The following is a 15,624-nucleotide window of genomic DNA, read 5'->3' as shown; positions in this document are numbered from 1 at the left end:
GAATACTGATGGGACGCATCACCGTTGCAGATGCTCCCACCACCTACAATTGGTATGCCTCATTTAGGGTATTTTAAAGTGTCTCGAACAATAGATGCTGATGAGCTTGAGATCGCCGGGCGCTTGCGGCGAATGGCACGTATGGAGATGCGGGGGCATGACACTACCAGCCAGCAATAAAAGCCGGGATACATCCAGAAGCGGCCTGATCGTCACCAAGATCACGCAGTTCATTGCCAAGATGAATCTTGCGCCGCTACCACGCAATTACGAGCTGTTCTTCGAAGTCCTGTCCGGGCACAATGCCGCCATGGGCCGCGATATTCTGGCGCTGGGTAATTCGCCGCAGCAGCATGATGTCGATATGATCGGCCAGAAGCATAACCTTCCCGGCTTTTCGCGCATGGCCGCCGCCCACGCGGCAACGGAAGTGGCCGGCACAATCGAGCAGATCTCCGCGCGGCTTGCCGCATCTCTGGAACGCTCCGAAGCTTTGCTCGCCTCCATTTCCGACCGCCCAGCCTCTGCCACCACTCAGGAATATCTTGCGGAACTTCTTCTGGATATTCATCACGAACAGGCAAGCCTGCATAATTTCGTGCGCCACGGGCTGGAGAAAATCCGTGAGCAGGAAAACAGCGCACGCAGGCTGCAAACGGCATCCCTGAAGGATGCGTTGACCACCCTGCCCAATCGCGCCGCGTTTCTGGCAAAACTTGCCGAAATCTTTCAGGGCGAAGCCGAGGCCTCCAACTGCCTCGTGCTGGTGAATGTCGACCGCTTCCGGGACATCAACGAGAAATACGGCACCGCCGCTGGCAACAAGGCGTTGCGACGGCTGGCTGCGCTGTTCCGCAAGTCGATCAAGAAGGATGATTTCGTCGCTCGCATTGGCGGCAATGACTTCGCCTTTCTGTTTTCCGGCGTCTCGCAAAGCACGGCTCAGAGCATTGCAGAACGGTTGCGTCATACGGTTGAAAATCTGCGTTTCGCCACGAAAGAAGGTGACGGTGAACATCTGACCGTTTCCATGGGCGTGGCCGCATCCGAGGGCACTGCCAGCGCTGCGGAGTTATACGGCCATGCGGAGCTGGCTCTTCTGGCGGCCCGCAGCGGCGCACGCAATTGCGTCATTCCCTATTGCCGCGAAGTGGCCCAACGCTCACGCAACAGCTACCTCATGCAGATCGGCGGATAAACCGTTGAAACTGTGGCTTTCGCGCTCTTGCGTTCAGCAGTGAGTTCGGCCAAAACGGCGCCATGATTACGATTTCAGACGTTTCCGCCCGTATTGCCGGGCGCCTCCTCCTCGATCATGCCAGCGTGACGCTTCCAGCGGGCACGAAGGCTGGGCTTGTCGGCCGCAATGGCGCGGGCAAGTCCACGCTGTTTCGCGTCATCACCGGTGACCTTGGGGCCGAGACCGGCGAAGTCTTCATTCCGAAGAACGCCCGCATGGGCCAGGTGGCGCAGGAAGCTCCGGCAACGGAAGAAAGCCTGATCGACATCGTTCTGGCTGCCGACAAGGAACGCGCGGCGCTGATGCTTGAATCGGAAACGGCGACGGACCCGCACCGCATCGCAGAAATCCAGATGCGGCTTGTGGATATCGACGCGCATTCGGCGGAAGCCCGCGCCTCCAGCATTCTGGCCGGTCTGGGGTTCGATCAGGATGCCCAGCTTCGCCCGGCCTCCTCATTCTCCGGCGGTTGGCGTATGCGCGTGGCGCTGGCATCCGTTCTCTTCGCAGAACCGGACCTGCTGCTGCTCGACGAACCGACCAACTATCTCGACCTTGAAGGCACCCTGTGGCTGGAAGATTATATCCGCCGCTATCCCTACACCGTCATCATCATCAGCCATGACCGCGATCTGCTCAACAACGCCGTCAACGCAATCGTGCATCTGGACCAGAAGAAGCTGACCTTCTATCGCGGCGGCTATGACCAGTTCGAGCGCCAGAAGGCCGAAGCCGACGAATTGCAGACAAAGGCGAAAGCCAAGAACGATGCGGCGCGCAAGCATCTGCAAAGCTTCATCGACCGCTTCAAGGCCAAGGCATCCAAGGCCAAGCAGGCGCAGAGCCGCGTGAAGGCACTGGAGCGCATGGGTACGGTGTCTTCCGTCATCGAGGACCACGTCCAGCCAATCACCTTCCCGGAACCGGAAAAGCAGCCAGCCTCACCCATCGTTGCCATAAATGGTGGCTCCGTGGGTTACGAGCCCGGCAAGCCGATCCTCAAGGGCCTGAACCTGCGCATCGACAACGACGACCGCATCGCGCTGCTGGGTTCCAACGGCAACGGTAAGTCCACCTTCGCCAAATTCATCTCAGGTCGTCTTGCGCCCGAAGCGGGCGATCTGCGGCTGGCGCCATCGCTGAAAATCGGCTTCTTCGCCCAGCACCAGCTGGACGATCTGGTGCCGGAAGATAACCCTGTCGAGCATGTGCGCAAGCTGATGCCGCAGGCACCGGAAGCCAAGGTGCGCGCCCGCGTGGCGCAGATGGGTCTGGCCACGGAAAAGATGGCAACGCCCGCCAAGGATTTGTCGGGTGGTGAAAAGGCGCGGCTGCTGATGGGTCTTGCCGCCTTCCACGCGCCAAACCTGCTCATCCTCGACGAACCGACCAACCACCTTGATATCGACAGCCGCCGCGCGCTGATCGAGGCGTTGAACGACTACGACGGCGCCGTCATCCTCATCTCGCATGATCGCCACCTCATCGAAGCCACCGTTGACCGCCTTTGGCTGGTCAACAACGGCACGGTCACGACCTTCGAAGGCGACATGGATGAGTACCGCGATCTCATCGTGTCCTCGGGTAAAAAAAAAGACGAAAAAATTGAAATCGTCGTAGACGGCGCGTCGAAAGCAGATCAACGCAAGGCGAATGCCGAAAAACGCGCCTCACTCGCCCCGCTCAAGAAAAAGATCAACGATATCGAATCCTTGACGGCAAAGCTTGAGAAGCTGATTCAGGCACTCGATAAAGAGCTTGGCGACCCAGCCCTTTACGAAAAGGCACCTGCCAAGGCCGCGCAAAAGGTCAAGGAACGGGGCGAAGCAGCCAGCAAGCTGGCGGACGCCGAAGAACAGTGGCTGATGCTTTCCAGCGAGTATGAAGAGGCAATGGCGGGATAGGACCCGACTATCCGTTTCCTATACCCCAAACGACAAAGGGGCGGCGCAAAAGCACCGCCCCTTTTCTTATGCAAACTTAGATCGACAATCGCACTGTGTCGACCCGGCTACAAGGTCTCCACGACCGCTCGCTGAACAGGCGGTCGTGGAGAATGTCGTGAAGCTCGTCGAGCCTCTGTGCCGCAGCCCTATCAGAACTTCAGGCGGAACTTGGCGTTCATGCCGTGGTCGTAGGCGTTGGAGCCGATCTGGCCGTTATAGCTGACGCTGACGGTGGAGGATGGCGTGACAGTGAAGTCCAAGCCAGCTTCCAGCAGAGCCGTGTTACGGTCAATCGGCGTGCTGGATGTGGAGAAGCTGTCACCGGTTGCAAACCGCGCCGTGGAAACGGGATCGATGTCTCCAAAGGCATGCTGCCAGCCGAGCGTACCGCGAGCGACAGAGGCAACGCCACCGACCTCGAAGTCAGAGGATGCGCGCAGACCCATCGTGGTGTAGGTCGTGTTCATCGCCGAGGATTCCACCGTCAATGCAGCAGGGCCGCCGGTTTCGGTGAAGCCGTCCGTCTTCGTGCGGCTATAAGCGAGTGCTGCGAAGGGCTCGAATGCAGATTTGCCTGCCTCGATGCGATACGCGAGTTCGCCATAGATGTTGAAGCTCGATCCATCATAGTCACCATAGAGCGACTGGCCGAGCGCCGTGATGGAGCGCATGGTGTCGACATCGTGCCATGTGTAGTTCGCGCCGGTGCGCAACGAAACCGCGCCGATCTTCGTGCCTGCATAGGTGCCGACATGATAGTTGGTGCTGTTGCCGCTGCTGCTGTCAGTGCTGAAGAACGACCGGCTGTAACCACCGAGAACGCCGACGCGCGTATTTTCACCGAAACCGACATCGCCACCGACGAGCACGCCGCCATTGGAAACATCCGTATCGCTGCTGCCATCGACGCCACTGACCTTACCCCACGAGCCGAAGCCATTGACCCAGGTCGCGAAACGGTCCGTGTCGAACGACTTCTTGTTTTCGTATGCAGCGAAACGATCGTCCTTGACCGGGCCTTTCTCTTCCTCGGCATAACCGAGCGCCAGGGAGGACGGAGCCGCCACTCCGTCCGTTACCGAGCGAACACGGCTGTTGAGGGCCGTGTTGACCGCACGATTGGTCTGCGTGAAAGCGCCTTGCGCCGTGGCATAGACTTCACCGGAAAGCTGCTCATAGGTTTTCTGAACCTGACTCTCATCCAGTACGGCGAGGCTGTTATAAAGCTTCAGGGACTCACCAGACTGGTCGAGCGAATCCAGCGCGGCACCAAGCGAACGCTGGTTGGGATTCTTCGCGACCGACACGAAATCCGACGTTTTCACAGTCAGATACGCGTTATTGTTTTCGTATGTCGTAGTGACATTGAGGAAGGGTGAATTGGTCTTATCGATATCGGTGAACTCACCCGTCAAACTGTGGTTCAAGGTCTCGATAATTCGATAGTTCTTGGCGGTCTTGTAGCTTGTATCCTCGTCAAGAGCCGTTACTTTGAGCTTAGCGCCGTCATTTATTGTGACATTGCCATTAACGATGACCCTATCACTTTTTGATACGATTTTCGATGAGTTAGCGTTATCTATCACGTCATCCGATGGCTCTGAGCTCAGATCGACTGCGTAGGTAGAGCCGGCGTTGAACGTCAGGTTTCCATCCACATGCAATGTGCCAATTTTGTACGAATTGGAGGAAGAACCACTATCACGTCTCATCTCCATCGCGGAAACCAGACCAGGCGAGAGAATGCCGCCTGCTTTAACAGTAGTCTCGCCGACATGGCCCGTTCCGGCCAGCGTTCCGCCATAAACGGAAACCTGCCCTCCAAGTGCCTCAGTCACGACAAGCGTCCCGCCATAAGCGTATGTGGTGCCAGAAAAATCGTTATTGTTACCCGACAGGGTCGTGACGCCTGCCAAATGCGCAATAGTGCCGTTACCGGTTATGGGAGTGTCGAAATCATAATTTTGGTCCGCGTGGTTGAACAGAATAAAAGAGTTAGGACCGACTAAATCTATGCTTTGTGCCGTCACGCTACCAGGGGCCACTGGAATTTCACCGCGTCCGCCTACGACCAACCCGGTGGAAATATTTGAGTTGCTGTTGCTGCCGATAGTAATCGAACCCTCAGTCTCGATACTGCCAGTGCCGGAAACGGTTACCTCACCGGCAGTGATATTCAATCCACCTCGGAGTTGACCCGTAACATCCAACTCGCCGCCATTGACGTTCGTCGTCCCTGACAGCACGTCAACTACATGGAGAGTTCCACCCTCTACATTCGTCGTTCCGGTGAATTGCGTGTTATCGCCAGTGAATTTGGTATTACCGTGAATATGATTGATGGTACCGTTGCCCGAGATGTCGGACGAGAACTCGTATCCACCATTGGTGTGATTGAACACTATTTTACCCGTCCCTGCCCCGAAAGAGACACCAGCGGCTTCCAGTGTCCCCGCGGCAGCGGCATCCTCGTCAGCAGCTGCACCGATAATTAGCGTTCCGGTCGACCCAGTCTGATTTGCGATAGTAAGAGTACCGTCGTGGCCGGAATTGGGCTGCATTGTTCCAACTGATACGACACCGCCATTGGCAACGGTCAGCGTACCCGAACCGTGAGTGCCGACGATCAGACCACCGGAATTAGACCAGGTTGATCCTGCACCTGAGACTACGACTTGCCCAGTGCTGTCGCTCTGGTGTCCAATAGAACCATCCTGTCCGCCCAGCGAACCGGTGACGTGGAGCTTCCCCCCGTCAATGTAAGTCAGCCCCGTAAAACCGGAGCTGTTGCCTGAAAGCGTCGTTACACCGGACATGTGGAAGATATCGCCTTTACCGATGATATCGGCAGAGAAATCATAGACTTCATTACTATGATTAAAGAAAATCTGCCCTGTACCCGCACCAAACTGAACGGCAGCAGCATTCAAAGTACCTGCGGTACCAGCAGTTTCAACAAAGGCCCCGCCGATGTTCAACGTTCCAGACGAACCAGTTTGATCCGCGATGAAAACAGTGCCGTTGAAACCGCTTTCTGGCTGCTCCGTTCCCACGGATACAACGCCGCCATCGGCAATCGTCAGTGTGCCCGTCCCACTAGAGCCAAGGAACAAGTTACCAGAATTGGCCCATGTAGCATCTTGCCCTGTGACGTTTACCGTTCCATTACCAACAGTTCTTGAACCAATATAACTCGTCGCACTTCCGACATGAGCGCCAGCTTCGATATTGAGAGTACCCGCGCCACTGTTGCCAACAATGAGATCGTCGGAATTCGTCCATGACGACGCTTCACCCGTTACATTAACGGTACCCACACTGCTATTTTTGTCCCCGATAAAACCAGAAGCATTCGTTACTTGACCGCCCGCCTCGATATTGAGCGTGCCGGTACCGGTGACACCGACATTGAGATAGCCCGTGTTCGTCCAGACCGAGCCATCACCAGTAACAGTCGCCGTTCCGATACTATTAATGCCCCATGCAATATCACCATAAGGACTGGTAAGTGTCCCGCTGTTCACGATAATATCTGCAATGGCTCCGTCTGCTTGGCCAACGAATACATTTGTCGAAAAGCTTGTTCCATCAGGGATAACATTCCCGGTCGTATCGTAGGTTTGCGCCATCGCCAGATGCGGCATCGTCAGCAGCACCGTAGAAGCGAGCAGGGCACCGCGGCTTATGGCACCCACACCCTTGGACCGCCGCATAGCATTGGCCGATAATACTGAATTTCCGCGCATCCATATCCCCTGAATTCAAAAGTCGAAACGGCCTCTTGCCGCATGCGCAAATCCCCTCGCGCATTACGAGCAAATTTAATGAATTCTGGCTCGGGGCGCAGATATTTAGTGTAACGCTACGTAACGCTACGTAACGCCATGTAACAAAAACCGTGTCGCGGAAGTTACACTTATAAAGAGAGTGTGTTTTGCTGCGGCTCTGGCGACGGAAGGCATGCTATCCGCAACCCGCAGCAACCTTAAATCGGGATCATACACGCAATGTTGGCAGGATGATTCGAATCACGGTGCCTTGGCCTTCGTGGCTGCTTACCTCAACACGGCCCTGATGCGCGTCAACGACTTTGGCAACCAGAAACAGCCCCAGTCCCGATCCTTCGACATGTCCGACGTTTGCGCCGCGTATGGAATTGTCAAAGACATGCGGCAAATCTGCCGCCGGAATACCTACGCCGTGATCTTCAACGCTGATTTCGATATCGTCTGACCGTTTTACAAGCGACAGATTTATGCTGCCAGCCCCGTTGTTCGCGCTGTATTTGACAGCGTTTTCCAGAAGGTTGACGATTGCGAGTTCAAGCATGTCGGCGTCAACATACAGATACGTCTCAGCGGCGGCCGGCTCGACATTCCGATCGATGTCGGGGGCGTTCAGAAGATCGTGCGCACGCTGCAAGGCTGCCTCCACGATTTCGCCAGCTCTTTTCTGTTCCATCTGCGGGCGAAATGATGGCCCTTGAAGGCGGCTGCGCGCGACGTTGATTTCCAGGACCTCGACCAGACGCGTAACGGCGCGACGGATGCGTTCGGCCCTGTTTTTGTTCGCGCCATCACCATCGCCCAAGGACAGCGCAATACCATCGATATTCGACCGTATGGAAGCAAGCGGCGTGCGATATTGGTGCGAGACGACCTCCAGAAAACGAACCTGCCGCAGTTGTGAGTCCGTTTCGGCTTTGAGGGCATCCTCGGCAACCTGTCGGGCGACCACCAGTTCTCGTGTCCGCTCCTCAACAAGCTTCACAGCCGCCTTTTCCGATGCCTGCGCCTGATGAAGGGCTTTCATCTGCAGCGATTTGTTCAGGCTTTCCGCATTGCGCAGGCGGATCGCCTTGGCTCCTGTCAGCAGCAGCGTCTGGATAAGCGCAGACAGGCCGTAGGCATAAAACACCCAATCGGGCAGCCTGGTCATGCTAAACCGTTGGAGCATGGAAATGGATGCGCCCAGCCCCACCAGCGTAAAGGCCACGGCAGCCAGTCTGCTGGCCTGTCCATCCACATTCATCTGCCGGATACCGATAATCATTGTCAGCAACGCGCCCAGCACGCCTGCGACGGTTCCAAATGGACCAAACAGTATGTTTTTGCCCGCCAGCGCAAAGCCCATCCCGACGAGACCGATAAGAGTAAAAAGCACATAGACCGGATAAAGCATTCTGGCTCTGCTCCGCAAAGACAGAATGGAGGCGTATACCATCGCACTGGCGCTGAACCCACCCCAAGCCGTTACCCCCAGGAAGACGTCGTTGCCCGGCCCGTTGTTCGGAAAGAGAAAAACACGGCTGAGGCCGAGATTTGCGACATAGACCAGCATGACGCCAAGCGTACTCAATGCCAGCAGCAGATACCGCGCTTTCGGGTCAAAGTGGTAAAAGACGAGTTGCGTCAGCATCAACGCTGCCATGGCTCCGAACCACAGGCCAAAAACCAGGCCGCCCGCAACCTGTCGCAGAGACAGGCTTTCGACCGGATCCAGCCGCATGTTGACTTGTGTGAAGGAGTTCGTGTTGAGGATATGGACGTAAACCAGTGTCGATTGTCCGGCCTTGAAATCAAGTCGGACAGAAGGCGCAACGGAAGAAATACCATCCACCGGCAGGGGGCGATGGTCACCGAAGGCGTAATGCTCGAAGGTGTTTGCGCCGCCACCCTGTCCGGGCGGCTGCACATAGACATCTACGAAATCCAGAAAGTTTGGCGAAAAGCTGAGGATGGCGCGGCCATCGGTGACCGCTGGCAAATCCAGTTTCAGCCAGAGTGGCTTCGTCGTGTAACCGCGATTTATACCTCGACCTTCGACCAAGCGAAATCTCGCTTGGTTTTCGGGCATCAGCATGTCGGAAAATGCGAGAGGCTCCATATTGCCTTCCAGAATGGAGAGGTGCCCATCGATCGGCGGCAACGTGGGTGAAGCTTCGTCACGGGCATACGCATCATTCACAAGGCAAAAGACGCACATCATCAACAAAATTTGAAGCAACGCCGAAAACGATATAGACAGGAGCTTGTCTTTGCGTCGGCAGGCAGTCATAAACACAGCTTCATCTTATGATTTTTAATTGATTTTATTATGGATCGGCACTTTGAACATCGCCCGGGATTGAAACCCCATCGTATGGACTTAGCTGATGGACATCAGCCGTAAATTTAAACCTTGAGGGTATCCTCAATATTTGAAGACTGATATTGGTATTCGTCATTATGAAAGAAATAGTAGCCCAACGCAAACCCAAACTCCTTCTGGTTGAGGATGACAGGGATTTAAGGTTAGGTCTTGCCGACTACCTGAGATTGCGGGAATTCGACGTCACCGAGGCATCCAGCGGTGCGGAATTCAGGGGGTTGCTTGCCGAAAACAGCTTCGATGTCGCCATTCTCGATGTCAATCTCCCTGACGTGAACGGATTTGATCTTGCTGCCTCACTTGCGGAGCGGAAAGACATCGGCGTGATCATGCTCACAGCCCTGTGCACGCGGGAGGATAAGTTGCGTGGCTATAGCAGCGGAGCCGATCTCTATTTTACCAAACCGGTGGACAGCGAAGAACTGGCGAGTGCAGCATCCAATCTCGTCAAACGCGTAAGGCATGACGGTTCGGCAGCGCTCCCTCCTTCACGGTCAAGCAGCCGTGCTTCAAACTGGTTGCTGGATCGAAAACGACAAAGACTGGTGGCACCCGACGGCACGGGCATACAGCTTTCCGGCAAGGAAACAGTTCTCATGGAGTTTTTCGCGCAGCATGATTCGCGAACCATCTCCCGCATGGATGTTCTGCAATTCTACGATCCCGCGCCGGGCGACCCATTCAGCAGAAGGTTCGACGTTGCCTTTGGGAGACTTCGCGCCAAAGCGAAAGAGGTCGATATGGACCTTCCTGTCCAGATCATCCGAGGCAGTGGCGTGAGACTTCTGGACAAAATTGACGTTCTCTAGGCGTGGCCTGCCGCCAGTAACCGCCTATTAACCATAATCAACGAAAGCTCGTTGCAATCCCACACTGATTTGCTGCGAGCCTCGCCATGCGTTTTTCCCTTCTGTTTCCCGCAGCTATTGCCGCATGTCTCGCTGGCTGTGCTGGCAAACCACAGCCCGATGGCTCGCTGAAGACAGCCTTTGCAGCGACCATGCCCGCTGGCCAGTCGCTCAAGGCGAATGATCCCGTGGCGCTTTCGCCAGCGGCATGGATGCGCCCTCGCAACCCCACCGGTCTTGCCGGGCGGGATATCGAGGTTTCGTCGCTGAAGGACATTGCGCTTGCCAATAAGGAAGTGGTGTTGAGCTTCGATGATGGCCCGGTGCCGGGCCGGACGGAAAGCATTCTGGCGACGCTGGATGAGTTTGGTGTCAAAGCGACGTTCTTGATGGTGGGCGAGATGGCTCAGGCGCACCCGGCCATCGCCAAAAAGGTCGTGGCCGAGGGTCACAGCGTTGGTAGCCACACATTCAGCCACGCCAACCTGCGCAGCGTCTCGTTCGACCGCGCTCTGGCGGAAGTGTCCAAGGGTGCCAATGCCGTTGCCAAGGCCACGGACACCGACGCGTCCTTCTTCCGCTTCCCTTATCTCGCGGATAATGGTCGCCTGCGCAGCCTGATCACGGATCACGGCATGGTCATCATGGATGTGCAGATCGATTCGAAAGATTACTTCAAGGATTCGCCCGCCGTCGTCGCCTCCCGCACCATGGCGGCCCTTCGCCATCGCGGCAGCGGCATCATTCTCATGCACGATATCCATAGACGCACAGCTTCCATGCTGCCCGCCCTGCTGACGCAGTTGAAGGCGGAAGGATATAAGGTCGTGCATCTGATCTACAAGAAACCGGCCCACAAACCGCTGCTTGTTGCCTCGCTGGACTGAAAAGCGGGAAGCCGTTACGTTGCCGCGGTAGACGACACAAGCCAGAATCACGACTTCCCTCATTCCTGTGCTTGTCACAGGAATCCAGTCGTCGCGCGTCTGCGCGGCGGAGAGAAGTCTTTTCAGCCCACGACTTGGGCTGGCTGGATTCCCGTGACAAGCACAGGAATGAGGGAGGATGATATCAGCCCACAGCCTTTAGAATCCGCAGCGTCACCTACTATACGCAGCACCCTTGCCGACGTCTGGGTTTCTGCTAGAACTCGATAAAGTACTATTATTCGAGTGAAACATTCAGACGGGTTCTCTTTTCATGTCAGCTACCAAGCTCGCCATCGTCGGCGTTGGCAAAATCGTTCGCGATCAGCACCTTCCAGCCATTGCAGCCAATCCGGATTTCGATCTGGTCGCCACCGCCAGCCGCCATGGCACGGTGGATGGCGTTCCATCCTACGGCACTATCGAAGCGCTGCTGGACGCAGCGCCGGATGTGCAGGCCGTTTCGCTCTGCATGCCGCCGCAGTATCGCTACACCGCTGCCTTCGCTGCTTTGAACGCTGGCAAGCATGTCTTCCTTGAAAAGCCACCGGGTGCGACGCTGTCGGAAGTTCAGGATCTGGTGCGTCTGGCCGATTCCAAGGGACTTTCGCTGTTTGCCAGCTGGCACTCACGTTACGCGCCTGCCGTAGAAGCCGCCAAAAGCTTTCTGGCTTCGACCAAAATCAACAGCGTCCACGTCATCTGGAAGGAAGACGTTCGACACTGGCATCCCAATCAGGACTGGATCTGGCAGGCGGGTGGTCTCGGTGTGTTCGATCCCGGCATCAATGCCCTGTCGATCATCACCCACATCTTGCCGCGCGCGCTGTTCATCACCAAGGCGACGCTTGAATTCCCTGAGAATCGCGATGCGCCGATTGCTGCCGATATCCGCTTTTCGGACGTGACGCAGTTGCAGGTCCATGCCGAATTCGACTGGCGCCAGACCGGCAAACAGAGCTGGGACATCATCGCTGAAACCGACGCCGGGCAGATGGTCCTGTCGGAAGGCGGCGCGAAGCTTTCCATCAATGGTGACCTGAAAATGGCTGAGCCGGAGCGTGAGTACCCTGCCCTTTACGAACGCTTCGCCGAGATCATCAAATCTGGCACGTCCGACGTGGACCTCGCGCCCCTCATGCACGTTGCCGACGCTTTCCTTCTCGGCCGCCACAAATTCGTGGACTCGTTCTTCGACTGATCTGGTTCGACTGGAAATATCAGAGGGTGCGACTGATAAAACGGTTGCGCCCTTCTTTTTTGGCTTGATAAAGCGCCTCATCCACTCGCTGCAACAATGTGGATCTGTCCGCGCCTGCCTGCGGCGCAAGTGCACCGCCAATACTCAGATTTGCCACGACCTGACTGCCGTCGATGTGGAAGGGATCGCGAAACGCGATCAACAACCGTTCGGCTATTTTCTCAAGCGTTTCCGGTGCCTGGGGATTGGGAACGAAGATCGCAAACTCGTCTCCGCCCATGCGGACGACGGTATCCTGCGTCCGAATCGATGCGCGGATGCGGTTTGCCGATTCTTGTAGAACCGCGTCACCTGCAGCGTGTCCGAGTGTATCGTTGATGGCTTTGAAGCCATCCATATCGAGATAGAGCGCACCGAATGTGCCATTGCCGCGAAGCGCCTCGCCAAGCTGGTCGTCGACAACAAGCTCCAGTGCCGTGCGATTGAAGAAACCCGTCAGCGGATCGGTCATAGCCGCATCCCGTAACTCGCGTTGTGCAAGGCTCATCGTGAAGTTCGCGCGCTGCAGTCTCAGCAACGCACCGGCGAGCGTTGCAAACCGCTTGAGGCTCATCTGCTCTTCTTCGCTGAATTGGCGGGGCTTGGTATCCGTCAGGCAGAAGGCGCCGACGGCCAGTCCCGGCTCCAGTTCGATCGGTGTACCTGCGTAAAACCGGATATTGGGGCTCGCCACGACGTAAGGCATGGCACGCCATTTCGGATCGACAGCAAGATCGGGAATGACCACCGTCTCGTTGTTCATGACGACGACATTGCAGGCGGAAATATCACGCGCGCATTCGCCGATCTGTTCGCCAGCCTGATGGACGATGTGCATCCAGTGGTCATCGAGAATATGAACGGCTGCCCGCGACGTCCCGAACATGTCTTTGGCGAGGCCGGAGAGCGCTGCCAGTTCCTCTGCCGGTTCACCGGACAAGGGCAATATTTCGCGCACGACCATCAGGCGCGTGGCTTCATCATTCGAAAATGGTGTCACTTGCCCCATTATGCTTCCCCCCAGTACCACGCCTTTGCTTTCACTTACGCCTTCTTCTGCCAGCGACCTTCGGGTGACTGCTGCCAATACGTCAACACATGACCTTCGGCTTTCAGCCTTTTCCATTGTGCCCTCGCGCCCTCAAGCTGGCCTGCATCATAGCCATCGAACATGAAGACGATCCGCTCATAACTTTCGAGCGCCGGCGGCTCGGCGCCATCGACGATGAAGCGGACATTCGCGGCATTGGCATTTTCGGGCGCAGCCGTCAGCAAAACGGGCTGATCGGCGGCCCGTTCTGAAGCGTCGGTGGCATGTGGCATGAAACTGTCGTCACGATAGGTCCAAAGATGAACATCAAGGGCATCGCGTCGCTCTTGGCCTGCCGTCTGAACCGCGACCTTCCAGCCACGTTCCAGCGACTTCTCCAGAAGAGGCGGCAGGGCGTCTTCCAGTTTCGATTCCGTCAAATGGTAAAACAGTATCTCTGTCATCAGAACGCCCGTACCGGCTTCTGCGTCACTCTTCAATCCTCATAATGCGCGCGGACGAGTTCGTTGAGCAAACGCACGCCGTAACCAGAACCCCAGGACTGGTTGATCTCGGTCAGCGGCGATCCCATGGCCGTGCCGGCGATATCCAGATGTGCCCACGGGGTATCGCCCACAAAACGCTTCAGGAACTGGGCAGCAGTCACGGAACCGGCCAGACGACCCGAGCTGTTCTTCATGTCCGCGAATTTCGAGTCGATGATCTTGTCGTAGTCCTTGCCGAGCGGCATGCGCCACAACTTCTCCTGGGTCGTTTCGCCCGCCTGGGTTAACTGTTGCGCCAATGCGTCGTCGTTGCTGAAGAGCCCCGCCTGAAGATTGCCAAGTGCCACGGTAATCGCGCCGGTCAGCGTCGCCAGATTGATCATGAACTTCGGCTTGAAACGATCATTGGTGTACCAGAGCGCGTCCGCCAGCACGAGGCGGCCTTCGGCATCGGTGTTGATGATCTCTATGGTCTGGCCGGACATTGAGGTGACGATATCGCCCGGACGTTGCGCATTACCGTCGGGCATGTTTTCCACAAGGCCGATGACGCCGATGACGTTTGCCTTCGCCTTGCGCGCCGCCAGCGTGTGCATGAGGCCCGTCACGGCAGCAGCGCCACCCATGTCGCCCTTCATGTCTTCCATGCCAGCGCCCGGCTTCAGCGAAATTCCGCCTGTGTCGAAGACCACACCCTTGCCGACGAAAGCAATCGGCTCGTCCTTCTTGGAGCCGCCCTTCCAGTGCATTATGGCGAGTCGCGGAGGACGGACGGAGCCTTGCGCCACGCCGAGCAGCGCGCCCATTCCGAGCTTTTTCATCTCCTTTTCACCAAGGATTTCAACATCGACGCCGAGTTTCTTCAACTCCTCGGCCTTTTCCGCAAACTCAACTGGCCCCAAAACATTCGGTGGCAGATTGACGAGATCGCGAGCCAGTATGACGCCCTGCGCTTCGGCCTCGGCTGTCTCGAATGCCGTCTTTGCCTCTACGTGAGCGGCAGTGACGATGGTCACGTCCACGCTTTTGGGCGTCTTGTCGTCGTCTGTTTTCTTTTTCGTCTTGTAGGTATCAAAACTGTATGCACGCAGGAGAAGGCCGAGCGCGAAGTCGGCAGCGGCCTTGCCATCGACGACAGTGCCAAGTGCATCGAGATAGATGACGGCCTTATCGGCCTTTTTGAAGTGGGCAGCGGCGGTGCCTCCGGCACGCAGCCAGTCATGCGCAGTCAGCTTCGCGGGCTTGCCCAGACCGATGACCACGATTCGGTCTGCATCCGATCCCTGTGGGGCCAGCACATCCAGAACGCTCATCGACTTTGCCGCATAGCCCGCCACCTTCATGGCCTTGGGGAGAACGCCGCCGGGATCGACCTGCGCCTGACCTGCGGGCGCGTTATCGCCTGCGACCTGCAACAAAAAGGCGCTGGCGTTTTCCAGGCTGGCGGAATTGGCAAAGGAGATATCGAATTTGGCGGACATGTTCTCGCTCATCGCTGTATTTCGGGATGTGCCGGATCATGGCCTTTTCCGGCCCCGGCGCAACCCTGCAATCCGATCTTGCCATGTCAATTTTGTGAACCAATCAGAATGGCGCGTCGAAAATCATCTTCAACAAAAAGACACAGAGCTCAGAAAAATGACCGCACAAAACAGAATTGTGCATGGTGCGGAATAGCCATTCGCGATCGTTGCCGCTAGATAGAAGCCGTTCCCGCGGGGGGAACAGGCACGAAGAC

The 15,624-nt window shown here is 56.6% G+C and carries 10 protein-coding genes; 5 read left to right on the top strand and 5 right to left on the bottom strand.

Going from position 1 to position 15,624, the window contains the following annotated elements:
• Window positions 1-157 precede the first annotated feature (157 nt).
• Together ASF29_RS20845 and ASF29_RS20840 are read left to right on the top strand one after the other, a co-directional pair.
• The gene (locus ASF29_RS20845) at window positions 158-1,198 is read left to right on the top strand and encodes a GGDEF domain-containing protein (RefSeq protein WP_062452580.1); all 1,041 of its coding nucleotides are present in this window, start codon (window positions 158-160) and stop codon (window positions 1,196-1,198) included.
• Window positions 1,199-1,260: 62 nt separating this feature from the next.
• Complete coding sequence (locus ASF29_RS20840; protein ID WP_062452579.1) at window positions 1,261-3,144, top strand: ABC-F family ATP-binding cassette domain-containing protein; 1,884 nt, start codon at window positions 1,261-1,263, stop codon at window positions 3,142-3,144.
• 191 nt (window positions 3,145-3,335) lie between these two features.
• Here the strand turns inward: ASF29_RS20840 and ASF29_RS20835 are convergent, their stop codons facing one another.
• Both ASF29_RS20835 and ASF29_RS20830 read right to left on the bottom strand, forming a co-directional pair.
• Entirely contained in the window at window positions 3,336-6,932 is a 3,597-nt protein-coding gene (locus tag ASF29_RS20835; RefSeq protein ID WP_082453651.1) for an autotransporter domain-containing protein, read from the bottom strand.
• A gap of 250 nt (window positions 6,933-7,182) precedes the next feature.
• On the bottom strand, window positions 7,183-9,171 hold the full coding sequence (locus ASF29_RS20830; protein WP_280136437.1) for a sensor histidine kinase: 1,989 nt from the start codon (window positions 9,169-9,171) through the stop codon (window positions 7,183-7,185).
• A gap of 242 nt (window positions 9,172-9,413) precedes the next feature.
• Between ASF29_RS20830 and ASF29_RS20825 the strand changes: the two genes are divergently transcribed.
• The 3 genes from ASF29_RS20825 (at window position 9,414) to ASF29_RS20815 (ending at window position 12,311) form a co-directional block, all read left to right on the top strand.
• Window positions 9,414-10,145, top strand: a complete 732-nt coding sequence (locus tag ASF29_RS20825; RefSeq protein WP_062452576.1) for a response regulator transcription factor — start codon at window positions 9,414-9,416, stop codon at window positions 10,143-10,145.
• 86 nt (window positions 10,146-10,231) lie between these two features.
• A complete protein-coding gene (locus ASF29_RS20820; RefSeq protein ID WP_062452575.1) occupies window positions 10,232-11,071 on the top strand; it encodes a polysaccharide deacetylase family protein in 840 nt (279 codons plus the stop codon).
• Between the two features lie 313 nt (window positions 11,072-11,384).
• Window positions 11,385-12,311, top strand: coding sequence for a Gfo/Idh/MocA family oxidoreductase (locus tag ASF29_RS20815; protein WP_062452574.1), 927 nt, complete (start codon window positions 11,385-11,387; stop codon window positions 12,309-12,311).
• A gap of 19 nt (window positions 12,312-12,330) precedes the next feature.
• Here ASF29_RS20815 and ASF29_RS20810 read toward each other — a convergent pair whose 3' ends face one another.
• From ASF29_RS20810 to ASF29_RS20800, 3 genes are all read right to left on the bottom strand, one after another.
• Window positions 12,331-13,314: a sensor domain-containing diguanylate cyclase gene (locus tag ASF29_RS20810; protein WP_244473618.1), complete on the bottom strand. Its 984-nt coding sequence runs from the start codon at window positions 13,312-13,314 to the stop codon at window positions 12,331-12,333.
• Window positions 13,315-13,394: 80 nt separating this feature from the next.
• Complete coding sequence (locus tag ASF29_RS20805; protein ID WP_062452644.1) at window positions 13,395-13,844, bottom strand: DNA polymerase III subunit chi; 450 nt, start codon at window positions 13,842-13,844, stop codon at window positions 13,395-13,397.
• 32 nt (window positions 13,845-13,876) lie between these two features.
• On the bottom strand, window positions 13,877-15,367 hold the full coding sequence (locus tag ASF29_RS20800; RefSeq protein WP_062452643.1) for a leucyl aminopeptidase: 1,491 nt from the start codon (window positions 15,365-15,367) through the stop codon (window positions 13,877-13,879).
• Window positions 15,368-15,624: the final 257 nt, after the last annotated feature.

Source organism: Rhizobium sp. Leaf262, from assembly GCF_001422245.1.
Taxonomy (GTDB): Bacteria; Pseudomonadota; Alphaproteobacteria; order Rhizobiales; family Rhizobiaceae; genus Agrobacterium.
Note: the sequence above shows the minus strand (reverse complement) of the source record. Positions and strands in the feature narration are given on the sequence as shown.

Excerpts from the sequence above, each read along its gene's own strand:
- ASF29_RS20845 (WP_062452580.1), top strand. The coding sequence starts at position 158 with ATGACACTACCAGCCAGCAATAAAAGCCGGGATACATCCAGAAGCGGC.
- ASF29_RS20840 (WP_062452579.1), top strand. The coding sequence starts at position 1,261 with ATGATTACGATTTCAGACGTTTCCGCCCGTATTGCCGGGCGCCTCCTC.
- ASF29_RS20835 (WP_082453651.1), bottom strand. The coding sequence starts at position 6,932 with ATGCGCGGAAATTCAGTATTATCGGCCAATGCTATGCGGCGGTCCAAG.
- ASF29_RS20830 (WP_280136437.1), bottom strand. The coding sequence starts at position 9,171 with ATGTGCGTCTTTTGCCTTGTGAATGATGCGTATGCCCGTGACGAAGCT.
- ASF29_RS20825 (WP_062452576.1), top strand. The coding sequence starts at position 9,414 with ATGAAAGAAATAGTAGCCCAACGCAAACCCAAACTCCTTCTGGTTGAG.
- ASF29_RS20820 (WP_062452575.1), top strand. The coding sequence starts at position 10,232 with ATGCGTTTTTCCCTTCTGTTTCCCGCAGCTATTGCCGCATGTCTCGCT.
- ASF29_RS20815 (WP_062452574.1), top strand. The coding sequence starts at position 11,385 with ATGTCAGCTACCAAGCTCGCCATCGTCGGCGTTGGCAAAATCGTTCGC.
- ASF29_RS20810 (WP_244473618.1), bottom strand. The coding sequence starts at position 13,314 with ATGGTCGTGCGCGAAATATTGCCCTTGTCCGGTGAACCGGCAGAGGAA.
- ASF29_RS20805 (WP_062452644.1), bottom strand. The coding sequence starts at position 13,844 with ATGACAGAGATACTGTTTTACCATTTGACGGAATCGAAACTGGAAGAC.
- ASF29_RS20800 (WP_062452643.1), bottom strand. The coding sequence starts at position 15,367 with ATGTCCGCCAAATTCGATATCTCCTTTGCCAATTCCGCCAGCCTGGAA.